This is a genomic window from Tenacibaculum xiamenense (assembly GCF_964513065.1).
GTDB classification, from domain to species: Bacteria; Bacteroidota; Bacteroidia; order Flavobacteriales; family Flavobacteriaceae; genus Polaribacter; species Polaribacter xiamenense.
On the sequence record NZ_CAZEQU010000042.1, the window covers coordinates 592,768 to 606,116 of the forward strand.

Genomic DNA, 13,349 nt, shown 5'->3' on the forward strand with positions numbered 1-13,349 from the left:
TTATTTTATTGTTGTTCTTGATTCTCGTTGTTATCGTTATTTTCAATTTCCATGCCATTTTCATCGATGGTCTCTTCTTCTTCTTCTTCATGCATAACTTTTGCAACGGCTGCAATACTGTCGTTATTTTTGATGTTTATTAAACGTACACCTTGAGTTGCTCTACCCATTACACGTAGGTCTTCAACGGCTAATCTAATAGTTAAACCTGATTTATTAATAATCATTAAATCATTAGAGTCGTCAACGTTTTTAATGGCGACTAAGTTACCAGTTTTTTCCGAAATGTTCAATGTTTTAACACCTTTACCACCACGGTTGGTAATTCTATAGTCTTCCAGTTTAGAGCGTTTACCGTATCCTTTTTCAGAAACAACTAAGATGTTACTTTCCATATCATTTACAGAAACCATTCCAATAACTTCGTCATCTTCATGTTGAAGCGTAATTCCTCTTACACCTGAAGCAGTCCTTCCCATTGGTCTAGTCTTTTCTTCTTCAAAACGAATAGCTTTACCAGACTTTAAAGCAAGCATTACCTGACTGTCTCCTGTAGTAAGTTTAGCCTCTAGTAGTTCGTCATTATCTTTAATAGTAATGGCATTAATACCATTGGCTCTTGGACGAGAATACTGCTCTAATGGAGTTTTTTTCACGCGTCCTCTCTTGGTTGCCATGATAACATATTGATTGTTGATGTATTCTTCATCTTTTAAATCACCAGTTACCAAGAATGCCTTTACCTTATCATCCTGTTCTATATTAATAAGGTTTTGAATGGCTCTACCTTTAGTGTTTTTACCACCTTCTGGAACTTCAAATACGCGCATCCAGAAAACCTTACCTTTTTGAGTAAAGAACATCATGTATTGATGATTGGTAGCTACAAATAAATGTTCTAAGAAATCTTCATTACGTGTAGTAGCGCCTTTTTGACCTCTACCACCTCTGTTTTGAACTTTGTACTCATCTAAGTTGGTACGCTTAAGATATCCAGCGTTGGAAATAGTAACAACTACTTGAGTATTAGGAATCATATCTTCGATACGCATGTCTCCTCCAGCATACTCAATAGCTGAGCGTCTCTCATCTCCATACTTCTCTTTGATATGAAGTAGTTCGTCCTTTATAATATTGTAACGTCTTGGCTCGTTGGCTAAGATGTCTTTTAAGTCAGCAATAGTTTTTACAATTTCATCATATTCAGCTCTTAGCTTATCTTGCTCCAGACCTGTTAACTGACGTAAACGCATTTCAACAATTGCTCTAGCCTGAATTTCTGTCAGTTCGAATCGTTCGATTAATTTCTCACGAGCTTCATCAGCATTCGAAGAACCTCTAATAATAGCAATTACTTCGTCAATATTATCAGAAGCAATTATTAATCCTTCTAAAATATGAGCACGAGCTTCTGCTTTTTTAAGTTCAAACTCTGTTCTGCGAACAATTACTTCATGTCTATGCTCTACAAAGTAGTGAATTAATTGCTTTAAGTTTAATTGTTCAGGACGACCATTAACTAAAGCAATATTGTTAACGCTAAAAGAAGTTTGAAGAGGTGTGTATTTGAATAATTTATTTAAAACAATATTAGGAACAGCGTCACGCTTCAAAACGTAAACAATACGCATTCCTTTTCTATCGGATTCATCACGAATACTAGAAATTCCATCTAACTTTTTGTCGTTTACTAGATCAGCCGTTTTCTTAATCATTTCGGCTTTGTTCACTTGGTAAGGAATTTCAGTAACAACGATACACTCTCTACCTTTAACTTCTTCAATAGTAGCTTTTGCACGCATTACAATACGTCCACGACCTGTATGGAAAGCATCTCGAACACCATCGTATCCATAAATAATACCTCCAGTTGGGAAGTCAGGAGCACTAATGTGCTGCATTAACTCGTCAATTTCAATATCTCTATTGTCTATATAAGCAACAGTACCGTTAATAACTTCTGTCAAGTTATGAGGTGCCATGTTTGTTGCCATACCTACGGCAATACCAGAAGCACCATTCACTAATAAATTAGGAATACGAGTTGGTAAAACGGTAGGTTCTTTTAAAGTGTCGTCAAAGTTTAATTTATGATCTACAGTATCTTTTTCAATATCAGATAACATTTCTTCTGATATTTTCTGCATACGTACCTCGGTATAACGCATTGCTGCCGGGCTATCACCATCAACTGAACCAAAGTTCCCTTGCCCATCTACCATTAAGTAACGTATGTTCCAGTCTTGAGCCATACGAACCATAGAATCATATACAGAAGTATCTCCATGAGGGTGATATTTACCCAGTACTTCCCCTACAACTCTTGCCGATTTTTTATAGGCTCCTGTAGCTTTAATTCCTAACTCATGCATTCCAAATAAAACTCTCCTATGTACAGGTTTCAAACCGTCACGTACATCAGGTAAAGCTCTCGATACAATCACCGACATAGAGTAGTCGATGTATGCTGATTTCATTTGTTCTTCAATGTTGATAGGAATCAACTTTTCGCCATCTGCCATATATTTTTCTTTAAGATGTTAGTACTCTTTATTTTACAATGATGAAATTGTAAAATATAAAACTCCTTCAAAAATTCTTTTTATAAAGAATGTGTTTTCTAAATCATGGCAAGATACAATAATGCCAAATTCTACACAACGTTTGCTACTATAGTTTTACCTTAGTTATCAACAATTTTAAAGGCTTTATCGTTTGGTAAATTGAAAAAATATTCTTTTCAGAAAGACAGATCGTCATGACATAGGTATATGGCATCTTTTTTGTATATTTAAACAAAAATCTAACTAACTTTACAAAAAAAGAGACACAAATTAATTTTATGGACGATAATTTTTCACCACAAGTTAGAGATGTGATAACATTCAGTAAAGAAGAGGCCTTACGATTAGGTCACGACTTTATTGGAACAGAACACTTGCTTTTAGGATTAATAAGAAAAGGAGATGGTAAAGCCATTGAAATCTTAACCACTTTTGATGTGGATTTGGATTTGGTACGTAATAAGTTAGAGAAACTAAACCCCTCATCCCCGTCACTTGGTAATAATCAGAAAAAAAGTCTACATCTAACAAGACAAGCAGAGAAAGCAATAAAAACAACTTTTTTAGAGGCTAAGTTGTATCAGAGTAATGCTATTGATACGGCTCATTTATTGTTGTGTATTTTACGTAACGAAAATGACCCAACAACTAAGTTGTTACAAAAATATGATATCGATTACGAGCAAGCGAAGGCTTTATACAAAGAACTTCACGTAGAAGATTACTCTAGCCCGATAGCAGAAACTCCTTCCGATGATGAGTTTACTGATGATAAATCGAACCCATTTGGGCAACAATCGCCAAGAGGTAAGCAAAATAAGAAAACCAAAACTCCTGTATTGGATAATTTTGGGCGTGACTTAACAGCACTTGCAGAAGAGGGAAGATTGGACCCTGTTGTTGGTCGATTAAAGGAAATTGAACGTGTTTCTCAAATATTAAGTCGTCGAAAAAAGAATAACCCAATGCTAATTGGTGAGCCTGGAGTAGGTAAGTCGGCAATAGCTGAAGGTTTGGCGTTACGTATTGTAAACAGAAAGGTGTCAAGAATTTTGTTCGACAAGCGAATTGTATCTTTAGATTTAGCTAGTTTAGTTGCAGGAACAAAATATAGAGGACAGTTCGAAGAGCGAATGAAAGCCTTAATGAATGAACTTGAAAAGAATGATGATATTATACTTTTCATTGATGAGATTCATACAATTGTTGGAGCAGGAGGAGCCACTGGATCTTTAGATGCTTCAAATATGTTGAAACCTGCTTTGGCAAGAGGAGAGATTCAATGTATTGGTGCTACAACATTAGATGAATACAGAACAAACATTGAAAAAGATGGGGCTTTAGAACGTCGTTTCCAAAAAGTAATTGTAGATCCAACTACGGTTGAGGAAACTGTTCAGATTCTACATAATATTAAAGGAAAATATGAGTCACATCACCATGTTAATTATACCGATCAGGCAATTGAAGCATGTGTGAAATTAACGAACCGTTATATGACGGATAGATACCTTCCGGACAAAGCAATTGATGCTTTAGATGAAGCTGGATCTCGAATTCATATTACGAATATCGTAGTTCCTCAACAGATTTTAGAGATAGAGGCAAAATTAGAAGAAATTAGAGATCGTAAGACAAAAGCTGTTAGTGGTCAGAAATATGAAGAGGCAGCGAAATTACGTGACGATGAAAAGAATTTAGAAATAGCTTTAGAGTCAGCTCAGAATCAATGGGAAGAAGATTCTAAGTTACACAGAGAAACAGTAACTGAAGACAATGTTGCGGAAGTTGTTTCTATGATGACAGGGATTCCTGTAAATAGAGTAGCGGAAGCAGAGAGTAATAGATTGGCTGATTTACCGAATATGATTAAAGGTAAAGTAATTGGTCAAGATGAGGCGGTAACTAAAGTTGTAAAAGCAATTCAACGTAATAGAGTAGGGTTGAAAGATCCGAACAAACCGATTGGATCATTCATTTTCTTAGGTTCTACTGGTGTTGGAAAAACACAGTTAGCGAAAGTTCTGGCAAAAGAGTTATTTGATTCTGAAGACTCGTTAATCAGAATTGATATGAGTGAATACATGGAGAAATTCGCAATATCAAGATTAATTGGAGCGCCTCCTGGGTATGTTGGTTATGAAGAGGGTGGACAGTTAACGGAAAAAGTTAGGAGAAAACCTTATTCTGTAGTGCTTTTAGATGAGATTGAAAAAGCACATCCAGACGTATTTAATATGATGTTACAGATATTAGATGATGGGCATATTACAGATAGTTTGGGAAGAAAAATAGATTTTAGAAATACGATCATAATCATGACATCAAATATTGGTGTTCGTAAACTGAAAGATTTCGGAGGAGGAGTTGGATTCGGAACGGCTTCGAAGAAAGATCAAGAAGATGCACATGCTAAGAGTATTATTGAAGGTGCATTGAAAAAGACCTTCGCTCCTGAGTTCTTAAACCGTATTGATGATGTAATTATATTCAACACTCTTGAACGTGAAGATATCCATAAGATCATTGATATTGAATTAGAGAAATTATTACTTCGTATTGCTGACTTAGGATATAACTTAACGTTAAGCGAAAAGGCAAAAGACTATATTTCTGATAAAGGATATGATAAGCAATATGGAGCAAGACCATTGAAGAGAGCTATTCAGAAGTATATAGAGGATGCTTTAGCGGAAGAAATAGTAAATTCAAAGGTAGGTGAAGGAGATTCTATTTTTATGGACTTAGATGATAAAACAAAACGACTAAGTATTAAGATAGAAAAAGGAGAAAAATCCGAAGAAACACGAACAGAAATTGACGAAGAATAAAATAAAAAAGCCCGATGAAAATCGGGCTTTTTTTTATGTTTTAAATAAAACGCTTTATAACTCGTAACTTATGCGTGTGTTGATTTGTGTCAATATTATAAATTCCACTATGATCTAGCTTGTCGATTCTAACTTTACCATGAGCATGAATAATATTGTAATCTTTCATGATAATTCCAACATGAGTTATTATTCCTTCATCGTTATCAAAAAAAGCTAAATCACCAGGTTCACTTTCTTCAATAAAACTTAAGACTTCACCTTGAGTAGCTTGTTCTTTTGCATCTCTTAAAAGGTGATAACCACAAAGTTTATAAACAGTTTGAGTGAAACCAGAACAGTCGATACCAAATGGAGATTTTCCACCCCAGAGGTAAGGAACATTTAAAAATAAAAATGCTTTTTCAATAACAGCACTTTTAGGAAGCTGTTCGTTATAAACCTGACCTTCGTAAGTGTAGTGATGTTCATGAATTCTTAACTTATGCTCACTAAAAAAAGGAAGTTGAGCACCCAGTGGAATAGTGGTTAAATTGTTTATGTTATCGGTAATAAAATCAATCAGCTCACCTGCATAATGTTTTTTACTATCACATAAAGCATGATAATCTTTTTCTAAAATTTCTTGGTATTGTTTATTATCAATATACCCTTCATATCCATCAAAAGCTAGTTTAATTTTACTCCATTTTTTGTCTTTTTCAAGAACAGTGAAATGTTCACCAAAAACAATTTGGTTAACCATTTCTGAAGTATCAGAAGGAGTTAATCGTAAAGGAACAATACTAAGGTTACAAATTCCAAACATTAAAATAGGGAGATGATAAATATTAAATTCTTTCTATAACCATTGCGCTTGCACCACCACCACCGTTACAAATTCCGGCAGCTCCAATTTTAGCGTTGTTTTGTTTTAAGATAGAAGTTAAAGCAATGATAATTCTAGCCCCAGAAACACCTAATGGATGCCCTAATGAAACTGCACCACCATTCACATTTACTTTATCAGCATCTAATCCTAAGATTTTCATGTTTGCTAAACCAACAACAGAAAATGCTTCGTTTAATTCGAAATAATCTACGTCATCAATTGAGACTCCAGCTTTATCTAAAGCCTTAGGTAATGCTTTTGCAGGTGCTGTAGTAAACCATTTAGGTTCATGAGCGGCATCAGCATAACTCTTTATTTTTGCTAAAGGCGTAATTCCTAATTCTTGGGCTTTTTCAGCAGACATTAAAACTAACGCAGCACCACCATCATTAATAGTCGACGCATTAGCAGCAGTAACAGTACCTTCTTTGGTAAAAGCAGGGCGTAAAGCAGGAATTTTTTCCATTTTTACATTCTTATATTCCTCATCTTCGCTAAAAATTAAAGGTTCACCTCTTCTTTGAGGAACTTCTACAGGAACTACCTCGTCAGCAAACTTACCTTCACTCCAAGCCTTTGCAGATCTATTATATGATTCAATTGCAAAATTATCTTGATCTTCTCTTGAAAATTCATATTCTGTAGCACAATCGTCAGCACATACTCCCATGGCTACTTTATCGTAAGCATCTACCAATCCATCCTTCTGCATTCCATCTTCTAAAGTAACAGGACCGAATTTACTTCCATTTCTTGCATGTTGGTAGTGAGGAATCATACTCATGTTTTCCATTCCACCAGCAACAACAATATCAGCATCACCTAACGCAATCGATTGCGCTCCTAACATAATAGATTTCATTCCAGATGCACATACTTTATTTACAGTTGTACAAGGAGTGGTGTCAGGAATTCCTGCAAACATGGCAGCTTGCCTTGCAGGCGCTTGACCTAAACCAGCAGAAACCACATTTCCCATAAAAACTTCATCAACCAATTCAGGCTTTAAATCGATTTTATCTAAGGCTCCTTTAATGGCAGTAGCACCAAGCTTAGTAGCAGGTATTTTAGATAAAGTACCTAAAAAGCTTCCTATAGGTGTTCTTGCAACTGATGCGATAACTACTTCTTTCATATTTAGATTTTGTATTTGCGTTAATTTAGTCATGCGAAAATAACTATTTTATACCAACTACTCAAATAATACAGAAAGGTTATCTTTACGTTTTAAACCAAAAAAATGAGTCAACTTATCGATAAGTTATATAAACACAATGCTATTGTTTATAAAGTGCTACTTTTCCTACTGACAGCGGGTGCTATTGTTTATTTATTTCCAAGGGGAGGCCAGTTCAAATACGACTTTGCTCAAGGAAAGCCTTGGCAATACGATAACCTCTATTCACCTTTTGATTTTGCCATTTATAAAGGCGATAATGAAATTGAAAAGGAAAAGGAGCGTCTGAGAAGTGAAAGTAAAAAATACTTTGCATTTGATGATGATATTCGACGTGGTGTAATTACTGAATACAAAGAACAAATTGATAGAGCTCCTATCTCTGATTCTTTAACAGTGAAAGATATTGATGGGCTCAGAAAACGGGGAATCTCTATCATCAACTTAATTTATCAATATGGGTTTATCAATGAAAATACTTCTGAAGGGAATATTAATAATAAAAATGAAGTGGTAGTATTGAGAAAAGGGAATTCGGTTGAGAATATTCTGTTTTCAAAATTGGTGCAATCTGAGGAAATTTTACCTATAATTGATCGAAAGACACAAGATTTAAATGAATACAAACAACAATTGATTCTTACTGCGTTAGCAGGAACAATTAAGCCAAATGTAACTTTTGACGAAAAGTTTACGAGCAAAGAATTGGAGGAAAAGATAAAGGCTATTTCGTATACCAAAGGTATGGTGGCAGAAGGTGAGCTAATTATTGAAAAAGGAGGTATTATTGAGGGAGAGCGTTATCACATGCTGCGATCATACGAACAAGCATCTCAATCGACCATCTGGTCTAAATCGAATTACAGTTGGATTTTATCAGGATATGCGGTGTTAGTGTCATTAGCTTTATTAATGTTGTTATTATTTTTAATGCGATACCGCCCAGAAATTTTTAAGGATAATAATAAAGTAACTTTTATCTTTTTCAATGTATTTGTTATGATCTTGGTGCAAACCATTGTTGTAAAGACAAATGTCGATTATTTGTATGTGGTTCCATTAAGTATTTTACCAATTGTTTTAAAGGCTTTTTTCGATGCTCGTTTGGGGTTGTTTACTCATGTTCTCACAGTGCTTCTTTTAGGGTTTATAGTGCCCAATAGTTTTGAGTTTATTTACTTACATATTATTGCAGGGATTGTTACAATTTTAACGGTTTCAGAACTGTATAAACGAGCGAACTTGTTTATTAGTATTGGTCAAATTACTTTGATTTATATGATCACATACCTGGCTTTTTCAGTTATAAAGGAAGGAAATGCAAATCAAATCAAATGGTTATATCTTGGTCTTTTTGCTGCGAATGGATTGCTTTCCTTTTTGGCAGTGTTCTTTATTTACTTTTATGAAAAGTTATTTGGTCTAGTGTCTGATGTTACTTTATTGGAACTTTCAAACACGAATTCGAAGCTTTTAAGAGAATTGAATGAGAAAGCCCCAGGAACCTTTCAACATTCTATGCAGGTAGCTAATTTGGCCGAAGCTGCGGCAAATGAAATTGGGGCTAATTCTATGTTAGTGCGAACTGGAGCTTTATATCATGACATTGGAAAAATGGTAAACCCAATGTATTTTACCGAAAACCAATCTACAGGAGTGAATCCACATAATGATCTTTCACCGAAAGACAGTGCTCGAATTATTTTGGATCATGTTATTAATGGAATAGAAATAGCAAAGAAGAATAATTTACCAGATAGAATTATTGACTTTATCAGAACACATCATGGGACCAGTGTTACGTACTATTTTTACAAAACCGAGTTAGAAAACAATCCAAATGGGGAAGTAGATATAAAAAAGTTCCAATATCAAGGACCAATTCCTTTTTCTAAAGAAACGGCTATTTTAATGATGTGTGATGCGGCAGAGGCGGCATCAAAAAGTATCAAAGAACCAACTGCACATAAAATTGATGAGTTGATTGATCGCATTATTGAGAAGCAAAAAAACGACAATCAGTTTATAAATTCAGATATTACCTTTAGAGAGATAGAAAAAATTAAAAAAATTATTAAGAATAAGTTGATGAATATCTATCACTTACGAGTTGAGTATCCAGATTAATGAATTTTTTTATCAAAAAAACTTGTGTGAATACTTAATCGGTTATATATTTGCACTCGCAATTTTTAATTCACACTTCGGAAACGAAACAAGAATTAAAGGAGAGGTGGCAGAGTGGTAATGCAGCAGCCTGCTAAGCTGTCATCGTTTTTCGATGCCCGGGTTCGAATCCCGGTCTCTCCGCAAAAAGTTGCAAAAAGATGACACCAATCGGGGTGTAGCGTAGCCCGGTCATCGCGCCTGCTTTGGGAGCAGGAGGTCGCAGGTTCGAATCCTGCCACCCCGACAAACAATGGTCGCGTAGCTCAGCTGGATAGAGCATCTGCCTTCTAAGCAGACGGTCACAGGTTCGAATCCTGTCGCGATCACAGGAAAACAAAGGCTTTCAGGAAATTGAAAGCCTTTCTTGTTTTAAAATTGCCCGTTTTTTGCCCGTTTTTTTGGATCATTCCTAAAAGTTGTTGTTGAAAAATTTTACTATTTATGTTATTATCATTGGATTTGTTACCAAAATATTATGGGAAATCCAGAAAAAGAGTTCGCTTTTAATTTTTCAGAAGATGTTTCTTTGAGTATTCCTGAATCCTGTGCGGAAGGTTTTAGAAACAGAATTATTCATTTGATATTCCAAGATCCTCAAGACACGATTTCTGATATAGAAAATAAGAAAAGAAGTGATGCACCAAAGGATTTAATGACCGATAAGTATATATCATCGTGGACAGAGTTTTATATAAGTAAAATGAAAAGTGAACAATTGGAGAATAATAATTATTCGTATTTCTTTTATGGAATGCTTCTACAAATGGATGATTCAATTTTTTTAAAGAATCAAGAGAAACTCTTAAAGCTATGTGATAATCCTTTTTTGAAAACAATTATAACAGCAAAAAAAAACCTCATAGAAGCAAGGTCTTCAGATAATTATAATGAATCTATAGTTAAGGGATTAGAAGAGATAATTCAAATTAATCCTTTTAGTTAAGTAACCTATTCTTTTTTTGAATAATTGCAGATCTCAATTCTTTTGAATTTAGAGGAAGTCTCACATTCCAGTCATATTTTTTGTATAACTGTTTATATTTTAAAACCTCATTAGAATTCCCAAGATACTTATATGCTTTAATAATGTTACTTAATGCAATTCCAATATTCTGATGTCCATTTTTTAGTTCTTTTTGAAAAATAGTTAGTGCTTTTTTATAATATGATAATGAATTCTGGTAATCATTTTCATCAAAAAATGTGTTTGCCAAGTTTATATATACCTCGCCAAATTTATTATTTTCTGTAAAGTATATTCTATAAATATCTAACGCCATATTAAAGCAAATTTTAGCTTGTTTAAATTCCATTAACTTATTCCATAAAATTCCTAGGTTATTATACACTAAGGCAATTTGAGGATGGTTTTTCCCATAATTTGTAATGTAAATTTCAAGAGCTTTTTTATAATTCATCAATGCTTCGCTATTTTCGTTAAGCTTATCATTTATAATAGCAATGTTTACTAATTTATCAGCATATCTTGTATGTTTTTCTCCATAAACAACCTTAGCGATTTCAGCAGATTTGTGATACATCTTCTTTGCTTTATCAAAATCTCTAATTTCGAAATATGATGCTGCTAAGTTATTATAGCTCTCGGCTATTAATGGGTGTGATTCGGAAACTGATTGTAACAAGACAGATAAATCTTTATTGTAATATTTTATATTTTCGGTATGATAACTATTTATGTTTCTAACGGCATCAATATTTAAATTATCAATAGCAACATTTGGATGCTCAAATCCAAATACTTTTTTGTCAATTTCCAAAGCTTTTCTTAAATAAAAAAGAGACTTTTCATTTTCTCCTTGAAGTGAATAAACTGTACCTAGATTAGTGTAAGATGTAGCTACTCTAATTGAATTAATTCCATAGTGTATTTTGTCAATATTTAACGCTTTATTATGATAGAAAAGAGCATTCTCATAATTTGCTATTTCTGTATATATGTTACCTAAATAAGAAAAAGTTTTAGCAATATTTGGGTTTTCTACTCCAAAAATTTTTTTTTCAATTTCTAGAGCTTTCTCTAAATATTGTATACCTGTATCAAATTTTCCTAAATATCCATAGGATTGACCTATATTTTTGTATGTTGAAGCAATTTTATGGTGTTGTATTCCTATAATAGGTTTATAGAGTTCTAGTGCTTTTTTATAATGATTGATTGCATTGCTATATTTCCCTAAAATATACTCACTGACCCCTAAATTTACATGACATCCAGCTATTTCAAGAACAAATCTATCTGGATTTTGATTAAAAATAAGTAATGCCTTTTCGTGGTACTCCCTAGAATCTATATACTGTCCCATTTCAGAATAACTTATCCCTAATCCTTGATAAAGCATTGCATAATGATATGATTCGATTTTATTTTTTTTACAAATTTCTATTGCTTTATTATAATACCAAATAGCTTCTTCATATTTCCCAAGGTAATTTAATGAAGTAGCCATATTACCATAAGACTCAATCATGTGAGGACTTTTAACACCATAATTATTTTTATCAATCTCAATAGCTTTTTTATAGTACCAAATAGCTTGTTCTTGGTTTTGCTTTACACTAAAAATATTACCCAATCCAATATAAACAGCAGACAGATTTTTATATGTCGTATTATGATTCTTTTTTAAAATTTCCTCTGCCTTTTTATATTTTAATGAAGCCTCTTCATAATTTCCTTTGTCATACAATACATTTCCAGAGTTTAGGTATATAATAGCGACATTATCACTCTCTAATCCTTTATTTTTCTTTACTATCTCCAGAGCTTTATCAAAATGCAGTAAGGCATTTTCATATTCTCCATAATTACTGAGTTTAATACCGTCTTTTAGGAGCTGATCTGCTTCTAAATTTTCTAGAATGATTGAAATTTTCCCTCTAAAAAGAAGGAATGAGATAATTAATATTAATACTATAGAAGAAAATAGTATAGCTTTTTTATTTTTTATCTTCCCTTTATTAGGTATGGTTATAATGCGTTTAGTAATTCCTTTTTTTAGAGGTCTTTCGGAGAAGTCAATTAGTAAAGCAAACAAATCAAGCGCAAAAATATTATCTCTTTTAATCTCGTTTTTTATAGATCTTATAACCGTATTGTACTTATTTTGACTTTCTTTAATGATCTTAGGAGTGACATCTTCTATTTTTCTGACTTCAAAATAATTGCAGAGTATCCCTTGGTCTAATACATCTAATTTAGATTGAATAATTCGTAAACATCCATCTCTAATTTCTGCAACTGTAGGGTATTTTCCTTTAATATTTAAAACCCCTCTATTCCCTTTTTTATAAAATTCTATAATGTTATTTCTATACTCCCTACTTGTCATTGTTTGGTCTCATAAGCTTTTAAAAATCAATTGTGTGAATCAAATATAATCAAATGAAATCATAAGCAATCATTTAAATCAGTTGCTTTTTTTCTTCGATTTCTCAACCATGTTTGCATTGTCATTCGAATGTAAAGACAATGTTTCATTAACTGACTTGAAGTGCACCAAGAGGTTATAAATTTTAAAATTATGAATGTAACAATAGAAGAAATTAAAAAAATGATTTTAAGTGGAGGAGGAACTTATCAGGGAATAATAATTCCAAAACCTCAAAGACACGGAACGATTACACAGTGTGTAACGTATGCTAAAATTACAGCTCAAAGAATCTATAGTGAAAATCAAGAAATCTTTAAGCAATTTAATCAATAGGATGTAAAACAA

8 protein-coding genes and 3 tRNA genes are annotated in these 13,349 nt (G+C 33.3%); 7 read left to right on the forward strand and 4 right to left on the reverse strand.

Annotated elements, in window-relative coordinates; all coding sequences use genetic code 11:
* Positions 1–5: 5 nt before the first annotated feature.
* On the reverse strand, positions 6–2,522 hold the full coding sequence (gyrA, locus tag ACKTTV_RS22280; protein ID WP_408033084.1) for a DNA gyrase subunit A: 2,517 nt from the start codon (positions 2,520–2,522) through the stop codon (positions 6–8).
* 320 nt (positions 2,523–2,842) lie between these two features.
* Here gyrA and ACKTTV_RS22285 point away from each other — a divergent pair, with 320 nt between their 5' ends.
* Positions 2,843–5,395 carry an ATP-dependent Clp protease ATP-binding subunit gene (locus ACKTTV_RS22285; protein ID WP_408033085.1) on the forward strand — a complete coding sequence of 851 codons (2,553 nt, stop codon included), beginning with the start codon at positions 2,843–2,845 and terminating at the stop codon, positions 5,393–5,395.
* A gap of 40 nt (positions 5,396–5,435) precedes the next feature.
* Here ACKTTV_RS22285 and ACKTTV_RS22290 read toward each other — a convergent pair whose 3' ends face one another.
* Both ACKTTV_RS22290 and ACKTTV_RS22295 read right to left on the reverse strand, forming a co-directional pair.
* A complete protein-coding gene (locus ACKTTV_RS22290) occupies positions 5,436–6,203 on the reverse strand; it encodes a C40 family peptidase (RefSeq protein ID WP_408033086.1) in 768 nt (255 codons plus the stop codon).
* 22 nt (positions 6,204–6,225) lie between these two features.
* Positions 6,226–7,401, reverse strand: coding sequence for an acetyl-CoA C-acyltransferase (locus tag ACKTTV_RS22295; RefSeq protein WP_408033087.1), 1,176 nt, complete (start codon positions 7,399–7,401; stop codon positions 6,226–6,228).
* A gap of 105 nt (positions 7,402–7,506) precedes the next feature.
* Between ACKTTV_RS22295 and ACKTTV_RS22300 the strand changes: the two genes are divergently transcribed.
* The 5 genes from ACKTTV_RS22300 to ACKTTV_RS22320 all read left to right on the forward strand — a co-directional run bounded on the left by ACKTTV_RS22300 (position 7,507) and on the right by ACKTTV_RS22320 (position 10,555).
* A complete protein-coding gene (locus ACKTTV_RS22300) occupies positions 7,507–9,570 on the forward strand; it encodes an HD family phosphohydrolase (protein ID WP_408033088.1) in 2,064 nt (687 codons plus the stop codon).
* A 100-nt stretch (positions 9,571–9,670) separates the two neighbouring features.
* Positions 9,671–9,753: transfer RNA gene (locus tag ACKTTV_RS22305), tRNA-Ser, on the forward strand.
* 28 nt (positions 9,754–9,781) lie between these two features.
* A tRNA-Pro gene (locus ACKTTV_RS22310) sits at positions 9,782–9,856 on the forward strand.
* Positions 9,857–9,864: 8 nt separating this feature from the next.
* A tRNA-Arg gene (locus tag ACKTTV_RS22315) sits at positions 9,865–9,938 on the forward strand.
* A 149-nt stretch (positions 9,939–10,087) separates the two neighbouring features.
* Positions 10,088–10,555 carry a hypothetical protein gene (locus tag ACKTTV_RS22320; protein WP_408033089.1) on the forward strand — a complete coding sequence of 156 codons (468 nt, stop codon included), beginning with the start codon at positions 10,088–10,090 and terminating at the stop codon, positions 10,553–10,555.
* Here ACKTTV_RS22320 and ACKTTV_RS22325 read toward each other — a convergent pair.
* Entirely contained in the window at positions 10,548–12,962 is a 2,415-nt protein-coding gene (locus tag ACKTTV_RS22325) for a tetratricopeptide repeat protein (RefSeq protein ID WP_408033090.1), read from the reverse strand. The two genes, ACKTTV_RS22320 and ACKTTV_RS22325, sit on opposite strands and share 8 nt — an antisense overlap.
* 192 nt (positions 12,963–13,154) lie before the next feature.
* Here ACKTTV_RS22325 and ACKTTV_RS22330 point away from each other — a divergent pair, with 192 nt between their 5' ends.
* Positions 13,155–13,337 (forward strand): hypothetical protein, encoded by a 183-nt coding sequence (locus ACKTTV_RS22330; protein WP_408033091.1) that lies wholly within the window; start codon positions 13,155–13,157, stop codon positions 13,335–13,337.
* The last annotated feature ends 12 nt before the right edge of the window (positions 13,338–13,349 follow it).